The sequence below is a fragment of the Streptomyces sp. NRRL S-118 genome (assembly GCF_000716335.1).
Classification (GTDB): Bacteria; Actinomycetota; Actinomycetes; order Streptomycetales; family Streptomycetaceae; genus Streptomyces.
The window spans coordinates 13,411-30,553 of record NZ_KL591007.1; the positions used below are offsets into that span (position 1 = coordinate 13,411).

Annotated in this window: 16 protein-coding genes and 1 pseudogene; 7 read left to right on the forward strand and 10 right to left on the reverse strand. The window is 72.2% G+C overall.

What is annotated here, in order from left to right; translation table 11 throughout:
* Nucleotides 1–70: 70 nt before the first annotated feature.
* Nucleotides 71–679, forward strand: coding sequence for a YceI family protein (locus tag IH00_RS0114480; RefSeq protein WP_031073490.1), 609 nt, complete (start codon nt 71–73; stop codon nt 677–679).
* Nucleotides 680–697: 18 nt separating this feature from the next.
* On the opposite strand, the pseudogene IH00_RS40220 reads toward IH00_RS0114480, so the two are convergent.
* A pseudogene (locus IH00_RS40220) lies at nt 698–1,096 on the reverse strand (ATP-binding protein); the annotation flags it as partial.
* Between the two features lie 112 nt (nt 1,097–1,208).
* Here IH00_RS40220 and IH00_RS0114485 point away from each other — a divergent pair.
* Entirely contained in the window at nt 1,209–2,033 is an 825-nt protein-coding gene (locus IH00_RS0114485; protein ID WP_031073492.1) for a helix-turn-helix domain-containing protein, read from the forward strand.
* Nucleotides 2,030–2,272: a DUF397 domain-containing protein gene (locus IH00_RS0114490; RefSeq protein WP_031073493.1), complete on the forward strand. Its 243-nt coding sequence runs from the start codon at nt 2,030–2,032 to the stop codon at nt 2,270–2,272. The genes IH00_RS0114485 and IH00_RS0114490 overlap by 4 nt, the downstream gene beginning before the upstream one ends.
* An 88-nt stretch (nt 2,273–2,360) precedes the next feature.
* On the opposite strand, the gene IH00_RS0114495 is transcribed toward IH00_RS0114490, so the two are convergent.
* Complete coding sequence (locus tag IH00_RS0114495) at nt 2,361–3,704, reverse strand: hypothetical protein (protein WP_031073495.1); 1,344 nt, start codon at nt 3,702–3,704, stop codon at nt 2,361–2,363.
* A gap of 108 nt (nt 3,705–3,812) precedes the next feature.
* On the opposite strand from IH00_RS0114495, the gene IH00_RS0114500 reads away from it, so the two are divergent.
* The 3 genes from IH00_RS0114500 to IH00_RS0114510 are packed head-to-tail and all read left to right on the forward strand — an operon-like array spanning nt 3,813 to nt 6,222.
* On the forward strand, nt 3,813–4,616 hold the full coding sequence (locus tag IH00_RS0114500; RefSeq protein ID WP_031073497.1) for an alpha/beta fold hydrolase: 804 nt from the start codon (nt 3,813–3,815) through the stop codon (nt 4,614–4,616).
* Nucleotides 4,613–5,908, forward strand: a complete 1,296-nt coding sequence (locus tag IH00_RS0114505) for a PP2C family protein-serine/threonine phosphatase (RefSeq protein WP_052411385.1) — start codon at nt 4,613–4,615, stop codon at nt 5,906–5,908. Before IH00_RS0114500 ends, IH00_RS0114505 begins: the two co-directional genes overlap by 4 nt.
* Nucleotides 5,902–6,222 (forward strand): STAS domain-containing protein, encoded by a 321-nt coding sequence (locus IH00_RS0114510; RefSeq protein WP_031073502.1) that lies wholly within the window; start codon nt 5,902–5,904, stop codon nt 6,220–6,222. Before IH00_RS0114505 ends, IH00_RS0114510 begins: the two co-directional genes overlap by 7 nt.
* A 43-nt stretch (nt 6,223–6,265) precedes the next feature.
* Here IH00_RS0114510 and cimA read toward each other — a convergent pair whose 3' ends face one another.
* The 6 genes from cimA to ureA all read right to left on the reverse strand — a co-directional run bounded on the left by cimA (nt 6,266) and on the right by ureA (nt 12,951).
* Complete coding sequence (gene cimA, locus IH00_RS0114515) at nt 6,266–7,879, reverse strand: citramalate synthase (protein WP_031073504.1); 1,614 nt, start codon at nt 7,877–7,879, stop codon at nt 6,266–6,268.
* A 391-nt stretch (nt 7,880–8,270) separates the two neighbouring features.
* Nucleotides 8,271–8,813, reverse strand: coding sequence for a TetR family transcriptional regulator C-terminal domain-containing protein (locus IH00_RS0114520; protein WP_234334853.1), 543 nt, complete (start codon nt 8,811–8,813; stop codon nt 8,271–8,273).
* A gap of 92 nt (nt 8,814–8,905) precedes the next feature.
* Complete coding sequence (locus tag IH00_RS0114525; RefSeq protein ID WP_063835371.1) at nt 8,906–9,460, reverse strand: hypothetical protein; 555 nt, start codon at nt 9,458–9,460, stop codon at nt 8,906–8,908.
* Between the two features lie 43 nt (nt 9,461–9,503).
* Entirely contained in the window at nt 9,504–10,514 is a 1,011-nt protein-coding gene (locus IH00_RS0114530) for an agmatine deiminase family protein (RefSeq protein WP_031073510.1), read from the reverse strand.
* An 11-nt stretch (nt 10,515–10,525) separates the two neighbouring features.
* The gene (locus tag IH00_RS0114535) at nt 10,526–12,247 is read right to left on the reverse strand and encodes an urease subunit alpha (RefSeq protein ID WP_031073512.1); all 1,722 of its coding nucleotides are present in this window, start codon (nt 12,245–12,247) and stop codon (nt 10,526–10,528) included.
* Nucleotides 12,244–12,951, reverse strand: coding sequence for an urease subunit gamma (gene ureA, locus IH00_RS0114540; protein WP_031073515.1), 708 nt, complete (start codon nt 12,949–12,951; stop codon nt 12,244–12,246). The genes IH00_RS0114535 and ureA overlap by 4 nt, the downstream gene beginning before the upstream one ends.
* A gap of 160 nt (nt 12,952–13,111) precedes the next feature.
* Here ureA and IH00_RS0114545 point away from each other — a divergent pair, with 160 nt between their 5' ends.
* Entirely contained in the window at nt 13,112–14,524 is a 1,413-nt protein-coding gene (locus IH00_RS0114545) for a cytosine permease (RefSeq protein WP_031073516.1), read from the forward strand.
* Between the two features lie 73 nt (nt 14,525–14,597).
* On the opposite strand, the gene IH00_RS0114550 is transcribed toward IH00_RS0114545, so the two are convergent.
* Together IH00_RS0114550 and IH00_RS0114555 are read right to left on the reverse strand one after the other, a co-directional pair.
* Nucleotides 14,598–15,686, reverse strand: coding sequence for a branched-chain amino acid aminotransferase (locus tag IH00_RS0114550; protein ID WP_031073518.1), 1,089 nt, complete (start codon nt 15,684–15,686; stop codon nt 14,598–14,600).
* A gap of 261 nt (nt 15,687–15,947) precedes the next feature.
* On the reverse strand, nt 15,948–16,991 hold the full coding sequence (locus tag IH00_RS0114555; protein WP_031073520.1) for a 3-isopropylmalate dehydrogenase: 1,044 nt from the start codon (nt 16,989–16,991) through the stop codon (nt 15,948–15,950).
* Between the last annotated feature and the right edge of the window lie 152 nt (nt 16,992–17,143).

The following is a 17,143-nucleotide window of genomic DNA, read 5'->3' on the forward strand; positions in this document are numbered from 1 at the left end:
TACAGTCGGTGTCGTTGAAGGTTCAACGAATGGTGGTCCCGACCGGCCGCCCGTCCCCGAGGAGCACGTCATGGGTCTGTTCAACCGCACCTCCGCCACCACCACCACCGCCACCACCCCCGCCGCCGTGGACCCGGCTCTCGCCGCCCTGACCGGCGAGTACGCCATCGACCCGGCCCACAGCAGCATCGGCTTCACGGCCCGCCACGCCATGGTCACCAACGTCCGGGGCTCCTTCGCCGACCACTCGGGCTCCCTGACGCTCGACGGCTCGAACCCCGCCGCGTCCACCGCCTCGATCGACGTCAAGATCGGGTCGATCGACACCGGCAGCGCCGACCGCGACGGGCACCTGCGCAGCGCCGACTTCTTCGACGCCGAGCAGTTCCCGCTGATGACCTTCCGCTCCACCTCGGCCGAGGCCCTGGGCGGCAGCGACTACCGCATCACCGGCGACCTGACCATCAAGGGCGTCACCAAGCCGATCTCCATCGACCTGGAGTTCAACGGCTCGGCCAAGGACCCGTTCGGCAACGAGCGCGTCGGATTCGAGGGCAAGGCCGAGCTGCTGCGCTCCGACTGGGGCCTCACCTGGAACGCGGCCCTGGAGACCGGCGGCGTCCTGGTCAGCGACAAGATCAAGCTCACCTTCGAGATCTCCGCCATCCGCACCGCCTGACGGAGTGCGCGATCCGGTGCGGAACTCGCACCACACGATCTTGCCGGGGTTCCGCTCCCCCACTCCCCAGGCATCGGCCAGCGCGGCCACCAACAGCAGCCCGCGCCCGGACTCCGACCGGGTGTCGGGCTGCCGCGCGTCCACCGTGCCGTCGCCGCTGTCGTGCAGCTCGACCCGGAGCAGGCCGGCGCCCGCGGGCCGCAGCAGCCGCAGCCGGTAGCCCCGCCCCGGCGGAACGCCGTGCAGCAGCGCGTTCGTCGCGAGCTCGCCCACGCAGAGCACGACGTCATCGGCTCGGCCCCCGATCCCCCACACGGCGAGCACCCGCGCCGCGAAGCGCCGGGCCTCCCGCACCGACCTGCGCTCCCGCCGGTAGAAGGCCTCGCACAGGTACGGCAGTTGTCGTTCGTCGTTCATGGACCCACTGTCACTGTGCGTCACCATGCTGGACCACAGCGTCAGGCCGTACAAACCATTTGTACGGCTCCTGACCGAGTCATGTACTCCGGCGGGTGGGAAGAGGGCGACCATGCACCCAGCGACCAAGCCCAGGAAGAACGCCACCTGGCACCTCATCGGTGCCCAGCTCGGGCAGCTCCGCAGAGCGGCGGGCCTCACGCAGCCCGAACTGGCCGAGCAGCTCTGCATCCACCCCGAGACCATCGCCTCCATCGAGCAGGGCCGCAGACCGCTGAAGTACGACCTGGCCGAGCAGCTCGACCAGGTGCTGGGCGGCCGGGGCGTACTGGCGGCGGGCGTGGCGCGAGTGCCGGAGCGCGAGCGGTACCCGGCGTTCGCGCGGGACTTCATCGAGCATGAGCAGCAGGCGCTGACGCTGCTGTGGTACGAGCAGAAGTTGGTGCCCGGGCTGCTCCAGACGGAGGGGTACGCGGCGGCCGTCTTCGCCTCCCTCTTCCCGCCGATCAGCACGGAGGACGCCGAGGAACGGCTCTCGGCGCGGCTCGACCGGCAGAAGGTGTTCGACCGCAAACCATGGCCACCGATGATGAACTTCATCATTGAGCAATCTGTGCTGGAGCAGCCGCTCGGCGGCCGGCACATCCTGCGCGAGCAGCTCCGCCATCTGCGCCGCTGCGCCGAACTGCCTTTCATGGGCGTCCAGGTCATGCCGACCGCTCGCGAGAAGCACGCAGGGCTCAACGGCCCGATCGTGCTGCTGGAGACGCCGGACCACGATCAACTGGCCTATATCGAAGGGCAGCGGGTCAGCTTCCTCGTGGACGACCCCGACGAGGTCAGTGTGCTGCACCAGATGTATGGGATGCTGCGGTCACAGGCCCTGAGCCCCGAGGAGAGCAGGGGTCTGCTGGACGATCTGGCAGGAGAGTCATGACACCCGCAGCAGCATTGACCTGGTTCAAGTCCAGCTACAGCGGTCCCGAAGGCGGCGCCTGCGTCGAGGTCGCCTACGTCTGGCGCAAGTCCAGCTACAGCGGCAGCGAGGGCGGAAACTGCGTCGAGGTCGCGGCCCACCCCGCCGCCGTCCACGTCCGGGACTCCAAGGTCCAGGACGGCCCCGTCCTCACCGTCTCCCCCGCCGCCTGGTCGGCGTTCCTCACCGGCCGGGGATAAGCACCACAGGTGGAAGGCCCCGGCCGGAGGGGATGGGCCGGGGCCTCCATGTTTCCCGGGGCCTCCCCCCGCTTCCCGGGGGCGGGGGTCAGAAGCCGCCGCCGCCGAAGTCGCCGCCGCCTCCGCCCCAGTCGCCTCCGCCGCCTCCGCCCCAGCCCCCGCCGAAGTCGGAGGCGTTGAAGTCGGCGCCGGAGACGTCGCCGCCCTCGAAGCCGCCGAAGTCACCGCCGCCGTACTCCGTCGCGTACGCCGGGGTGGCGAGCATCGAGCCCATCATGGTCCCGACGAGCAGGCCGGGGAGCAGGCCGCCGCCGAAGTAGCCGCCCGCCCACGGGCCGTACACCGGCCCGGCCTCCCAGTACGGCCTGCGGCCGTACTCGGTGTCGACCGTGCGGGCCATCGGTGCCTCGCCCTGCTCCAGCCGCGTCGCGTCCGCCGCGCACACGGGCACCTCGCGCGCCGCGCCGCCGGCCGGGGCCCACTGGACCTCGGTGGCCGCCGGGCCGTGGCGCGGGTCGAAGAAGCAAGGTGCCCGCCGCTCGGGAAGCGGGCGGCCCTCGCGGCGGGCGGCGAGGACGGCCAGGGCGTAGCGACCGTCCTCCAGGGCCTCGGTCACGCCCCTGACGTCGTGGGGGTGCCGGGCCTGGCCCATCAGCGTCTTGGCCTTCTCGTACGAGTCCAGGGCGCGCTCGTAGTCGGTGCGCATCGCGTCGTCGGCGCCCGGTTCGGCCGGGTGGAAGTCGAGCCGGTCCAGTTCCTCGCCGTACGCGGTGATGTCCTCGTCGACGACGACCCGGAGCCGGTCGAGCGCCTCGCGCTCCTCGGCCTCCTGCCGCTGCTTCCTGCGCCGCCGGACGGCGACCACCGTGGCGGTGCCGGCGACCGCGACGGCACCGAGCGTGATCAGACCGCCGACCGGGACGCCGTCGCCGGGGACTCCGGCCCAGGAGCCGGGTGCGGAGCCGCGAGTGCTCGGCAGCGCCTGGCCGACGAAGTCGTTGAGCTGTTCGTCGGCGCTGATACCGGGCTGGCGGACGGAGCTCAGGATGTTCTGGACCGCCTGGTTGGACAGCACGGTCCGGTCGGCGCCCGCGGTGAACCGGTCGCCCAGCCGGATCGCGTACACGCCTGTGATGCCGGTCTCGGAGCGCAGGTTGCGTAGCAGTCCGTCCGGCGGGAATTCGTTCGTGGCGGGCAGTACGGCCACGAAGATCGGTTTGTCGGCATTCTTGATCCGCTCCGCCAGCGCGTCCGCCTCGGCGGGCGGGAGCTGGTCGGCAGCGGCGGGGTGGACGTACACCGGCCCCCTCTTCAGGGCCGCCGCGGCGTCGTCGAGGCCCGTGGCGGCCCCCGCTGAGGGGGCGAACGCCATGAGCAGGATCAGTGCCAGCCCGGCCAGGGCCGACAAGAAGGGGAACGGCCTGGTCCTCATATCATCGACGCTACCCGAATGCGCATAAACAAGACATACGAGTGTGTGAGAAGAACCCCTGTCGCCGACTTCGAGGTGCCGGCGGCCCAAGTGGCAGGATTGCCCACCATGGACATCCGCAGCAGGAACAACGTGTCGCTCACCGGCCCCGAGGACGGACCGGTGGTGGTGCTGGCGCACGGCTTCGGCTGCGACCAGAACATGTGGCGGCTCGTGGCGCCCGCTCTGGCGGAACGTTTCCGTGTCGTCATGTTCGACTACGTCGGCTCCGGCAAGTCCGACCTGTCCGCCTGGAGCGCCGAGCGGTACGGCTCGCTCGGCGGGTACGCGCAGGACGTCCTGGACGTGTGCGAGGAGCTCGACCTGCGGGACGCCGTGTTCGTCGGCCACTCGGTGAGCGCCATGATCGGCGTCGTGGCCTTCGCCCGGCAGCCGGAGCGGTTCGGCAAGCTCGTGCTGCTGACCCCGTCGCCGTGCTACATCGACGACGACGGCTACCGCGGCGGCTTCAGCCGGGAGGACATCGACGAGCTGCTCCGGTCCCTGGAGGCCAACTACCTCGGCTGGTCGGCGACGATGGCACCGGTCATCATGGGCAACCCCGACCGTCCCGCGCTCGGCGAGGAGCTCACCAACAGCTTCTGCCGCACCGACCCGGAGATCGCCCGGGTCTTCGCCCGCACGACCTTCCTGACCGACAGCCGCCGCGACCTGGCGAAGGTCACCGTGCCCGCCCTGGTCGTGGAGTGCGCCCAGGACGTGATCGCCCCGCGCGAGGTCGGCGCGTACGTCCACGCCGCGATCCCGGGCAGCCGGCTGGTGACGCTGGACGCCACCGGTCACTGCCCGCAGCTGAGCGCCCCGCAGGCGACCGCCGCCGCGATCATCGAATTCGTCGAGGACGTGCGGTGACCCGCGCCGCGGAGCCGGACCGGGCCGGCGGCTGTACGGCCGAGAACCGGGACGCGCTGTTCGCGACGCTCCTGGAGGACAGCGTCGAGGACCTGTACGAGAACGCGCCGTGCGGGTACCTGTCCACCCTCATGGACGGCACCATCGCCAAGGTCAACACCACCCTGCTGAGCTGGCTCGGCCACCACCGCGAGGACCTGGTCGGGCGCCGGTCGTTCACCGACCTGCTCACGGTCGGCGGCAAGCTGTACCACGAGACGCACTTCGCCCCGCTGCTGCACCTCCAGGGAGAGGTGCGCGGCATCGCCATGGAGCTGCGGACCACGGACGGCGGCCGCCTGCCCGTGCTGGTGACCTCCACCGTCAAACGCGACGCCGCGGGCCAGCCGTTGCTGATCCGCACCACCGTCATAGACGCGCGCGACCGCCGTTCGTACGAGGAGGAGCTCCTGCGGGGCCGCCAGGCCGCCGAGGAGGACCGCCGCCGGGCCGAGCAGGACCGCAAGCGGCTCAAGGACGTCCTGGCCACGCTCCAGCGCAGCCTGCTGCCGCCCGCCCTGCCCGCCGTGCCGGGCCTGGAGGCCGCCGCCCACTACCACACCGCCTCGCCGGAGCACCTCGGCGGCGACTTCTACGATCTGTTCGCCCTGGGCGGCGGACGCTGGGGCTTCTTCCTCGGCGACGTGTGCGGCAAGGGTCCCGAGGCGGCGGCCGTGACCTCGCTGGCCCGCTACACGCTGCGCGCCGCCGCGATGAACGACCCCGACCCGCGGGCGGTGCTGCAGACGCTCAACACCGTGCTGGCCGACCACTACAGAGCGGGCGACCCCCGCTACTGCACCGCCATCTTCGGGGTGCTGGACCGCCGGGGGCCGGACGGCGCGGACGGCTTCGAGGTCACCCTCGCCAGCGGCGGCCACCCGTCGGCGCTGGTGCTGCGGGGAGACGGCGGCGCCACCTACCTGCCGACCCCGGGCGGGGTGCTCATCGGCATACTGCCCGACCCCGCCATCTCCGTGGCCCGTACGGTTCTGGGCCCGGGCGACACCCTGGTCCTCTACACCGACGGACTCACCGAAGCGCGCACCGGTGGCGGGCGCTACGGTGATGAGGCACTTCTCGGCTTCGCCGCCGGTCTGGCACCCTGCGGCGCCGAAGCCACGGTCAAGGCCGTCGCCGATCTCCTCGACGGATTCGGTGACGGTCTCGATGACGACACCGCCGTGCTCGCGCTCGGCGTCCCGGTCGTCGGCAGCCCTCCATCCGACCCCACCCTGACGACACCATGCTGAAGATCATTCACACGCCCACGGCCTCCGGAGCCGTGCTGCGCATCGACGGCGACCTGGACTTCCGCACCACGCCGCAGTTCCGCGAAGCCCTGAACGACGTCGCCCTCGACGCCGGGGAGCGGCTCGTGCTGGACCTGGCCGGACTGCGGTTCTGCGACTCCAGCGGCATCACCGCCTTCCTCGCCGCCCGCAACCACGCGGTGGCGGCCGGCGCGGACGTCGCCCTCGCCGCCGTACCCGACAACACCGTGCGCATCCTGCGCGTCGTCGGCCTCGACCAGATCTTCACCATCGAGGAACCCGACCGCGCCTGAGCGGGCACGGCCGGGTGATGGCGGACCGGGGGTCACCCCGTGGTCACTCCGTGGGCTCGACGCCCGCCCGCAGCAGACCGTACGTGTACGCGTCCTCCAGCGCCTGCCAGGACGCGGCGATCACGTTCTCGCCGACACCGACCGTGGACCACTCGCCGGTACCGTCGGTCGTGGTGATCAGGACGCGGGTGGTCGACTGGGTGCCGTGGACGCCCTCCAGGATGCGGACCTTGTAGTCCACCAGCTCCAGCTTGGCGAGCTGCGGGTAGATCCGCTCCAGGCCGGCGCGCATCGCGAGGTCCAGGGCGTTGACCGGGCCGTTGCCCTCGGCGGTCGCGACGATCCGCTCGCTCTTGGCCCACAGCTTGACCGTCGCCTCGTTGGCGTGGGTGCCGTCGGGACGGTCCTCCACGATGGCGCGCCACGACTCCGTACGGAAGTAGCGCCGCGCCCTGCCCTCCACCTCGGCGCGCAGCAGCAGTTCGAAGGAGGCGTCGGCGGCCTCGTACGTGTACCCCTTGAGCTCCCGCTCCTTGACGCGATCGACGACCCGGCCGACCAGATCGCGGTCGCCCCCGAGGTCGATGCCGAGCTCCTTGCCCTTGAGTTCGACGGAGGCGCGGCCGGCCATGTCGGAGACGAGCATCCGCATGGTGTTGCCGACCAGCTCGGGGTCGATGTGCTGGTACAGGTCCGGGTCGACCTTGATCGCGGAGGCGTGGAGCCCGGCCTTGTGCGCGAAGGCGGAGACGCCCACGTACGGCTGGTGCGTGGAGGGGGTCAGGTTGACCACCTCGGCGATGGCGTGCGAGATGCGGGTCATCTCGGCGAGCGCGCCCTCGGGCAGGACCTTGCGGCCGTACTTGAGCTCCAGCGCGGCGACGACCGGGAAGAGGTTGGCGTTGCCGACGCGCTCGCCGTAGCCGTTGGCGGTGCACTGGACGTGGGTCGCGCCCGCGTCGACGGCGGCGAGGGTGTTGGCGACGGCGCAGCCGGTGTCGTCCTGGGCGTGGATGCCGAGGCGGGCGCCGGTGTCGGCGAGCACGGTGGAGACGACGGCCTGGATCTGGGCGGGCAGCATGCCGCCGTTGGTGTCGCACAGCACGACGACGTCCGCACCGGCGTCGTGCGCCGCGCGGACGACGGCCTTGGCGTAGGCGGGGTTCTCCCGGTAGCCGTCGAAGAAGTGCTCGCAGTCGACGAAGACCCGCCGGCCCTGCTCGCGCAGGTACGAGACGGTGTCGGCGACCATCGCGAGGTTCTCGTCCAGGGTGGTGCGCAGCGCGAGCTCGACGTGCCGGTCGTGGGACTTGGCGACGAGCGTGACGACCGGGGCGCCGGACTCCAGCAGCGCCTTGACCTGCGGGTCGTCGGCGGCGCGGGCGCCGGCCCGGCGGGTGGCGCCGAAGGCCACGAGCTGGGCGTTGCGGAAGCGGATCTCGTTCTTGGCGCGGGCGAAGAACTCGGTGTCGCGCGGGTTGGCGCCGGGCCAGCCTCCCTCGATGAAGCCCACGCCGAAGTCGTCCAGGTGCCGGGCGATGGTCAGCTTGTCGGCGACGGTGAGGTTGATGCCCTCGCGCTGGGCGCCGTCGCGCAGCGTGGTGTCGAAGACATGGAAGCTGTCGTCGACGGAACGGCTGTCGGTCTCCGTGGTCATGACGGTGTTGGCTCCTGTGGGAAACGGCTTCTGGGGGTCCCCCCTGCCCGGCGGAACCGGGCTCGGAGGAGAAACGCTCCACCTGCCCCCATCGTCGCGCGCCGCTCGCCTTCCGCCGGGGTGGGGCCGGAAAACGAAAAAACCCCTCGCGGGTGCGAGAGGTCTGCGCGCGGGTCTGAGGCACGGTGGCCGCCGCCTGCGGGTGTTCTGCCGCGAGTTCAGCGGTCACTGCGGACCGGCGCGCTGCTGCCCATAATCATGGCGGTAGCAAGCACGTGGGCAGTCTGCCACAGATGTGAAGACGCACGGACACAGATCTCACGATGCGGTCGCACCGCCGCCACGCGCCTGCCGGCCCGCGCCCGCCGGCCCCGCCAAAGCGGGGGACGGCTCACGGCAGCAGCGTCTGCTCGATGAACTCGCGGACGTGGTCCAGCACCTGCGCGCGGCTCGTGCCGGGTATGCCGACGGCGACGTGGACGCTGAACCCGTCGAGCAGGGCCCGCAGGCGGGCCGCGTACCGGTCGGGGTCCACGGTCCGCAGCTCGCCGTGCGAGACGCCTTCGGCGAGGAGGGCCACCAGGTCACGGTGCCAGGCGCCCTCGATGGCGGCCTGGCGGGCGCGGGCGTCCGCGTCGGCGTTCTGCGAGCGGTTCCAGACCTCCAGCCACAGCGTCCAGTGCGGGTCGCGCGGCCCGTCGGGCACGTACAGGTCGACGTAGGCGGCGAGCCGCTCGCGGACCGGCGCGGCCTGCCGGGACAGCAGCGCGCTGCGCTCGGCGCCGAGGCGGCCCTCGCTCCACTCCAGGGTCTGCAGCAGCAGTTCGTCCTTGGTGCGGAAGTAGTACAGCAGGTGCCCGCTGCTCATGCCCACCTCGCGCCCGAGCCCGGCCATCGTGAGGCCCTCGAGCCCGCGCTCGGCGATGGTCTCCATGGCGGCGGCGAGCACCTCTTCGCGCGGCGGCGCGGCATTGCGGCCCCGCCGCCGGGCTGCGGACGCCGGGGCGGGGGTCGGGCGGGGTTCGTTCACTCGTACGTTGTACCCGATCCTTGCAGGTCGCCGGCGGGGATCGCCCAGCCGTCCCCGGCCAGGCGCTCGCGCAGGGCGGCGACCTCGGCGGGGGACGCCTCCGGCAGGCCGGGATCCGGCACCTCGCCGAAGGCGCCCTCCAGGAGCGGGCCGAGTTCGTCCTCGGCGACGAGCTCGCGCAGGATCACCATCAGCGCCGGGTACTCCTCGTCCCGCGGGCCGCCCTGGTAGATCTCGCGCAGCTGCCGGACGATCTCCACGAGCCGGGGACGCAGTCGCATCCAGCCTCGGCTGGTGCGGATCTCCGCCTCCACCTGGTCCATGAACCAGCGCATGACCTCGTACGGCACCTCGTGGTGCTCCGCGTCCGGGTCGGGGCCCGGGTGGAAGCAGACCGTCGGCTCGCGCGCCGGGTCCTCGTCGGGGACGATCGCGAGGGCGAGGAGCCGCTGCCGGGGGACGTCGTACAGCTCCAGGTACCAGGCGTCGTCCGGTACGGCGTACATGATCTGCAGCGCGTAGTCGCGGCCGTCGTGCTCGATCAGGGGCATGGCCGCAGGCTGCCACAGCCGCGGCCGGCCCCTGAGGCGGTTTTCAGACCTTCGGCTGCTGCTGCGTGATGCAGTGGATGCCGCCACCGCCCGCGAAGATCGTGCGGGCGTCGACCAGGGTGACCGTGCGGTCCGGGAAGAGGCGGCGGAAGATGCCCGCCGCGATCTCGTCGCGCGGGTCGTCGAAGGCGCACAGCACCACGCCGCCGTTGCACAGGTAGTGGTTGATGTAGGAGTAGTCGACCCACTCGCCGTCCTCCTGCAGGAGGGTCGGAGCGGGGACCTCGACGACCTCCAGGCGGCGGCCCCTGGCGTCCGTCTGCCGGCGCAGCAGGGCGACGTTGGCCTTGCACAGCTCGTGGTCCGGGTGGGAGGGGTCGGGCTGGGTGTGGGCGACGACGACGCCGGGGCGGGCGAAGGCGGCGACGATGTCGACGTGGCCGCGGGTGCCGTACATGCCGTAGTCGCCGGTCAGGCCGCGCGGGAGCCAGATCGCCTTGGTGGTGCCGAGCCTGGCGTGGATCTCCGCCTCGACCTGCTCGCGGGTCCAGTCCGGGTTCCGCTCGGGGCCGAGCTGCACGGTGTCGGTGAGCAGGACCGTGCCCTCGCCGTCGACGTGGATGGCGCCGCCCTCGTTCACCAGGGGGCTGCTGTGCACGGGGACGCCCGCGAGGTCCGCGACATGCCGGGCGATCTTGGAGTCGTGCTCCCAGCGCGCCCAGTCGGCGGCGCCCCAGCCGTTGAACACCCAGTCCACGGCGGCGAGCCGCTCGCCGTCGGTGACGAAGGTGGGGCCGATGTCGCGCATCCAGGCGTCGTCCAGGTCCCGCTCGACCAGGTCGACGTCCGGGCCGAGCAGCTCCCGGGCGCCGGCCGCCTGGCCCGTGCCCACGACCATCGTCACGGGCTCGAAGCGGCGTACGGCGCGGGCCACCGACGCCCAGGCGCGGCGCGCCTCGGCGAGCTCCTCGTCGTCGGTGAACGTCGGGTTGGGGCCGGGCCAGGCCATCCAGGTGCGCTCGTGCGGGGCCCATTCGGCGGGCATGCGGAACATCGCGTGGTCCTTCACAGGAAGTAGAGGCGGTTGAGGGAGACGGAGTCGGCGGGGTCCGAGCGGACCGGTTCGCCGTCGAGCGTGACCAGGCCGGTACGGCCGTCCACGGCGACGTCGCCGATGCGGGAGTTGAGCAGCAGGTTCCCGGGGCCGATGCCGCGCGTGCCGCGCACCGCGACCCGGCGGCGGCGCGTGGGCATCCGGTCGGCGCCGAGCTGCGCCGCCGCACCGGAGACGAACGCCACCGAGAGATCGGCGGCGGTGGCGCCGTACGCGCCGAACTGCGGTCCGAGCACGAGCGGTTCGCAGGTGTCGGTGGCGGCGTTCGGATCGCCCACGACCCCGTACGCGGGGAAGCCCGACTTCAGGACGAGCTGCGGCTTGGCGCCGAAGAACTCCGGCCGCCACAGCACGATGTCGGCGAGCTTGCCGGCCTCGATCGAGCCGACCTCGTGCGCGAGGCCGTGGGCGATCGCCGGGTTGATGGTGAGCTTGGCCATGTAGCGCAGGACGCGCGCGTTGTCGTCGCCGTCCCCGTCGCCCTCCAGCGGACCGAGCTCGGCCTTCATCTTCCCGGCCATGGCGAAGGTCCGGCGTACGGTCTCGCCGGCCCTTCCCATCCCCTGCGCGTCCGACGACGTGATGCCGATCGCGCCGAGGTCGTGCAGGACGTCCTCCGCGCCCATCGTCCCGGCCCTGATCCGGTCGCGGGCCATGGCCGCGTCGCCGGGCAGGTCGGTCTTCAGGTCGTGGACGGAGACGATCATCCCGTAGTGCTCGGCGACCGCGTCCCGCCCGAAGGGCAGGGTGGGGTTGGTGGACGAGCCGATGACGTTGGGGACGCCCGCCATCTTCAGGACGTTGGGGACGTGCCCGCCGCCGCAGCCCTCGATGTGGAAGGCGTGGATGGTCCGGCCGTCCAGGACCTTCAGGGTGTCCTCGACCGACAGGCACTCGTTCAGGCCGTCGCTGTGGAGGGCGACCTGGACGTCGTACTCCTCGGCGACGCGCAGCGCGGTGTCCAGGGCCCGGGTGTGGGCGCCCATGTCCTCGTGGACCTTGAAACCGCAGGCGCCGCCCTCGGCGAGCGCCTCGACCAGCGGTGCCGCGTCCGAGGACGAACCGCGGCCGAGGAAGCCGATGTTGACCGGCCACGCGTCGAAGGCGTTGAAGGCGTGGCGCAGCGCCCACGGCGAGTTGACGCCGACGCCCCACACCGGGCCGAACTCCTGGCCGATGACCGTGGTGACGCCGGAGGCGAGCGAGGCCTCCATGATGCGCGGGGACAGCAGGTGGACGTGGGTGTCGACGGCGCCCGCGGTGGCGATGAGGCCCTCCCCGGAGACGATCGACGTGCCCGTGCCGACGACGACGTCGACGCCGTCGAGGGTGTCGGGGTTGCCCGCCCGGCCGATGGCGTGGATGCGGCCCTCGCGGATGCCGATGGACACCTTGCGGATGCCCTGCACGGCGTCGATCACCAGGACGTTGCTGATCACGACGTCGCAGGTCTCGCGGACGGCGGCGGCCTTGAGGTGCAGTCCGTCGCGGGCCGTCTTGCCGAAGCCGGCGAGGAACTCCTCGCCGTACTGCTGGGCGTCCGACTCGACGCGGACCGTGAGGCCCGAGTCGCCGAGGCGCACGCGGTCGCCGGCCCGGGGGCCGTGGGTGGCGGCGTACTCGTACGGAGTGAGGCGGCGTGCTTCGGCGGGGTGGCCTCCGGGGCGGCTCATCGCTCGGCCTCCTGCTCGGTCGTCCCCGGTACGCCGAGGTAGCCGCAGGCGGCGGCGCGGCGCAGTGCCTCTTCTCGGGCGCCGGGCGCGTCCAGCGGCCCGTCGACCAGTCCGGCGAAGCCGATCGCGATCCGGTCGCCGCCGATCGGCACCAGCCCGACCTCGTCGCTCTCGCCCGGTCCGAAGCGCACGGACGATCCGGCGGGGACGGCGAGCCGCATGCCGTAGGCCCGGGGGCGGTCGAAGTCGAGGCGCGGGTTGGCCTCGAAGAAGTGGAAGTGCGAGGTGACGGAGACCGGCACGCTCGCGGTGTTGGTGACGCTCAGCCGCACCACGGGCTCGGGGTCGGAGTGCTCCGGGCCCGGCAGCAGCGCGCCGGGGGCGTCGCTCTCCCGGCTGCCTCCCCCGATGGGGTCGCCGACCACCGCGAGCCGGGAACCGTCGTCGAAGACGGCCTCCACATGGACCTCGGTCACCACGTCCGCGACGCCCGGCAGGACGTCGTCGGGGCCGAGCACCGAGCGGGCCGCCTCGATCGCCTCGGCGAGCCGCCGCCCGTCGCGGGCCGCCTCGCAGACGGTGTCCGCGATGAGGGCGGTCGCCTCGGGGACATTGAGCTTCAGGCCCCGGGCCCGGCGGGCCCGGGCGAGCTCGGCGGCGCCGAAGATCAGCAACCGGTCGCGTTCCGTGGGGGTCAGTCGCACGTCACCACACCTTCCTGTTTGAGCATCACTCTAACCATGGTTTTCATCCGGTGGAACCGTTGACGTGCGGCACGGGCATGCGTCACATTGAGCGTCGCTCGAATTAGAGCGACACTCAAACCACCGCAGGAGCCGGCGCCCGGCGAACAGGGAGCAGCGCATGCCGATCGAACAGCACGGAGTCGACACCATCCCCGAAGCGGAACGCACCAGCGGCCCGCGCGACCTGATGTCGATCCTGGTGGGGTCGAACCTGTGCCTGGGCGTGATCGTCTTCGGCTGGCTGCCGGTCTCCTTCGGGCTCGGGCTGTGGCCCGCGGTGAGCTCGATCGTGGCCGGCACGGTCCTCGGCGTGGCCGTCACCGCCCCGCTCGCCCTGGTCTCGCTGCGCACCGCGACCAACCTGTCGACCTCCAGCGGCGCCTTCTTCGGCGTGCGCGGGCGGCTCGTCGGCTCGGTCGTCGGACTGCTGCTGTCGCTCGGGTACACCGCTCTGACGCTCTGGATCGGCGGCGACGTGGTGCTCGGCACGCTCTCCCGCCTCTTCGACGTGCCGACCGGAGCCGGGGCCCACACGTTCGTGTACGTGCTCCTCGCCGGCTGCACGGTGGTCGCCGCCGTGTACGGCTACCGGCTGCTGCTGCGGCTCAGCAGGGTGCTGGCGCTCGGCATGACGCTGCTCCTCGTCCTCGGCATCGTCGCGTACGCGGGCGACTTCACCACCGCACCGCCGCCGGACACGCCGTACCTGCTGGGCTCGTTCTGGCCCACCTGGCTGCTGTCCGCCGTCGCCGCGGGCCTGAGCGGGCCCATCGCCTTCATCACCCTGCTCGGCGACTACACGCGGTACGTCTCGCCCCGGCGGCACAGCCCGCGCTCCGTGTGGCGGGCCACCTGCGCGGGGCTGCTGGCCGGCCTGCTGCTCCCGCAGCTCTTCGGTACGTTCACCGCGCTGGCCGCGCGGGCCGGGACGGACTACGCGGGGCCGCTGGTCGGGACGGCGGCGCCGTGGTACCTGCTGCCGCTGCTGGTGGCGGCGGGCGCCGGGTCGGTCGGCAACGCGGGCCTGATGCTCTACTCGATGGGACTCGACCTGGACGCCATCGTGCCGCGTGCCACGCGCACCACGGCCACGCTGGTGGTGGCGGCCGTGGCGACGGCGTTCGTGTTCGTGGGGCACTTCGCGTGGGACGCGCAGTCGGCGATGACGTCGTTCGTGCTGCTGCTGACCGCGATCGGCACCCCGTGGGCCGTCATCACGCTGATGGGCCACCTCCGCTGCGGCGGCGCCTACGACCCGGAGGCGCTCCAGGTCCTCAACCGCCGCGCGCGGGGCGGTGCGTACTGGTTCCGCGCCGGCTGGGAGCCCCGCGCCACGGCCGCCTGGGCGCTGGGCGCCGCGGTGGGTCTCGCGTCCGTGTCGACGCCGCTGTACGAGGGTCCGCTGCTGGCGCTGACCGGCGGCGTGGACTGCAGCTTCATCCTGTCGGGCCTGGCGGGCGGCCTGCTGTACGCGGCCCTGACGGCCCTCTCCCCGGCCACGGCACCGGAGCCCCGGACCGCCGCGTCCTGACCCGCGGCACGCGAAGCGCCCGTGCCCTTCGAGCGGGGGGCACGGGCGCTTCGCGTCGCGTACGGGCGGGAGGTCAGCCGACCCGGTGGGTCCAGCCGTGGACGTCCTCGGCGGCGCCGGTCTGGATGTCCAGCAGCGCCTTGCGCAGCTTCAGGGTGACCTCGCCGGGCGTGCCGTCGCCCTGGGTCCACTCGCCGCCGGTCGACTTGACCGTGCCGACCGGGGTGATGACCGCGGCCGTGCCGCACGCGAAGACCTCGGTGAGGGTGCCGTTCTCGGTGTCGCGCTTCCACTGCTCGGTGGAGATGCGGCCCTCCTCCGACTCGTACCCGAGGTCGCGGGCGAGACGGAGGAGCGAGTCACGGGTGATGCCGGCGAGGAGGGAGCCGGTCAGCTCGGGCGTGACGATCCTGTCCCCGTACACGAAGTACAGGTTCATGCCGCCCATCTCCTCGACCCAGCGGTGCTCCAGCGCGTCGAGCCAGACCACCTGGTCGCAGCCCTTCTCGGCCGCCTCGGCCTGGGCGAGCAGCGAGGCCGCGTAGTTGCCGCCGGTCTTGGCGAAGCCCATGCCGCCGGGGACGGCGCGGACGTAGTTCTCCGACAGCCAGACCGAGACGGGCTTGACGCCGCCGGGGAAGTACGCGCCGGCGGGCGAGGCGATGACGATGAAGAGGTACTCGCTGGCCGGGCGGACCCCCAGGCCCACCTCATTGGCGATCATGAACGGCCGGAGGTAGAGCGACTCCTCGCCGCCGTGCGGCGGCACCCATGCCTCGTCCTGCCGGACCAGGGCGTCGCACGCGGCGACGAACGTCTCCACCGGCAGCTCCGGCATCGCCAGGCGCCGCGCGGAACGCTGGAAGCGCTCGGCGTTGGCCTCCGGCCGGAACATCGAAACCGAGCCGTCGGGACGCCGGTAGGCCTTCAGCCCCTCGAAGATCTCCTGCGCGTAGTGCAGGGTCATGTTCGCCGGGTCGATCGACAGCGGCGCGTACGGCGTGAGCTCGGCGTCGTGCCAGCCGCGGCCCTCGGTCCACTTGATCGTCACCATGTGGTCGGTGAAGTGGCGGCCGAAACCGGGGTTCGCCAGGATCGCCTGGCGCTCCGCGTCGGACAGCGGGTTCGAGGAGGGCTTGAGCTCGATCGTGGGCGTCGTCATGAGTGCTGTGTCCTTCACCGGTTGGTTGTGACGGACCGCGCTCACGCCGCTACCACTAGGACGTCCGAGCTTTCCCGCATGCCGCGGCCCCGCGTTCGATTATCGCCCGGGGGGCCGGGTGAACGAAACGACATGGAGCGACGCAGGGAGGCACGGCTGAGTGCGGTCCAGGGTTGATGGTGACACCCGGGGCCGCACAGGAGAAGCCGCCGGGTGCAGGTGCGACCCGGCGGCTGAGTCTGGGTTCTCCCAGGCGGCGGGTCAGCTCGCTACGCGTACCGCGAGCGCGTCGCCGATCTCGTCCGTCGTCCGCAGCGCCGAGCCGTCCCGGGCGGCGAGGTCAGCGGCGACGGCGTCCTCGATGCGGACCGCCTCCGCCTCGTACCCGAGGTGACGCAGGAGCAGCGCGACGGAGAGGATCGTCGCGGTGGGGTCGGCCTTGCCCTGGCCCGCGATGTCGGGCGCGGAACCGTGCACGGGCTCGAACATCGACGGGAACGCGCCCGTCGGGTTGATGTTGCCGGACGCGGCCAGGCCGATGCCGCCGGTCACGGCAGCGGCGAGGTCGGTGAGGATGTCGCCGAAGAGGTTGTCGGTGACGATGACGTCGAAGCGCTCCGGCTGGGTGACGAAGAAGATCGTCGCGGCGTCGACGTGCAGGTAGTCGGTGGTGACGTCCGGGTACTCGGCGCCGACCTTGTCGAAGATGTTCTTCCACATGTGCCCGGCGTAGACGAGCACGTTGTTCTTGTGCACCAGCGTCAGCTTCTTGCGCGGCCGGGCGTTGGCCCGCTCGTACGCGTCACGGACCACGCGCTCCACGCCGTACGCCGTGTTCAGGCTGACCTCGGTGGCGACCTCGGCCGGGGTGCCGGTGCGCAGCGAGCCGCCGTTGCCGGTGTACGGGCCCTCGGTGCCCTCGCGGACGACCACGAAGTCGATGTCCGGGCGGCCGGCCAGCGGGGTCGCGGTGCTGGGGAAGAGCTTCGACGGGCGCAGGTTGACGTAGTGGTCGAAGGCGAACCGCAGCTTGAGCAGCAGCCCGCGCTCCAGCACTCCGGACGGCACGGACGGGTCGCCGATCGCGCCGAGCAGGATGGCGTCGTGGTTCTTCAGGGACTCCAGCTCCGCGTCGGGGAGGGTCTCTCCGGTGCGGTGCCAGCGCTGCGCGCCGAGGTCGTACTCCTTGGTCTCCAGCTTCACATCCTGCGGGAGGACCGAGCGGAGGACCTTGAGGCCCTGGGCCACGACTTCCTGGCCGATGCCGTCACCGGGGATCACTGCGAGATTGATGCTGCGAGACATGTCCGCACCCTACTCCCCGTCCCAGTGCCTGACACTCATCCGTCCACCATGTGGACCTTGAAGGTGACCCCGCGGGTGGCCCGGCGCGCCCCGGGCAGCGCTCCCGGGCAGTGCTCCCGGGGCGCTCCCGGGCAGTGCCCTCGGCGCGCCGG

Coding starts and splice junctions, on each gene's coding strand:
- IH00_RS0114545 (WP_031073516.1), top strand. CDS start 13,112: ATGCCGATCGAACAGCACGGAGTCGACACCATCCCCGAAGCGGAACGC.
- IH00_RS0114495 (WP_031073495.1), bottom strand. CDS start 3,704: ATGAGGACCAGGCCGTTCCCCTTCTTGTCGGCCCTGGCCGGGCTGGCA.
- IH00_RS0114530 (WP_031073510.1), bottom strand. CDS start 10,514: ATGTTCCGCATGCCCGCCGAATGGGCCCCGCACGAGCGCACCTGGATG.
- IH00_RS0114480 (WP_031073490.1), top strand. CDS start 71: ATGGGTCTGTTCAACCGCACCTCCGCCACCACCACCACCGCCACCACC.
- IH00_RS0114510 (WP_031073502.1), top strand. CDS start 5,902: ATGCTGAAGATCATTCACACGCCCACGGCCTCCGGAGCCGTGCTGCGC.
- IH00_RS0114520 (WP_234334853.1), bottom strand. CDS start 8,813: ATGGAGACCATCGCCGAGCGCGGGCTCGAGGGCCTCACGATGGCCGGG.
- IH00_RS0114525 (WP_063835371.1), bottom strand. CDS start 9,460: ATGCCCCTGATCGAGCACGACGGCCGCGACTACGCGCTGCAGATCATG.
- IH00_RS0114555 (WP_031073520.1), bottom strand. CDS start 16,991: ATGTCTCGCAGCATCAATCTCGCAGTGATCCCCGGTGACGGCATCGGC.
- IH00_RS0114500 (WP_031073497.1), top strand. CDS start 3,813: ATGGACATCCGCAGCAGGAACAACGTGTCGCTCACCGGCCCCGAGGAC.
- IH00_RS0114485 (WP_031073492.1), top strand. CDS start 1,209: ATGCACCCAGCGACCAAGCCCAGGAAGAACGCCACCTGGCACCTCATC.
- IH00_RS0114550 (WP_031073518.1), bottom strand. CDS start 15,686: ATGACGACGCCCACGATCGAGCTCAAGCCCTCCTCGAACCCGCTGTCC.
- IH00_RS0114490 (WP_031073493.1), top strand. CDS start 2,030: ATGACACCCGCAGCAGCATTGACCTGGTTCAAGTCCAGCTACAGCGGT.
- cimA (WP_031073504.1), bottom strand. CDS start 7,879: ATGACCACGGAGACCGACAGCCGTTCCGTCGACGACAGCTTCCATGTC.
- IH00_RS0114535 (WP_031073512.1), bottom strand. CDS start 12,247: ATGAGCCGCCCCGGAGGCCACCCCGCCGAAGCACGCCGCCTCACTCCG.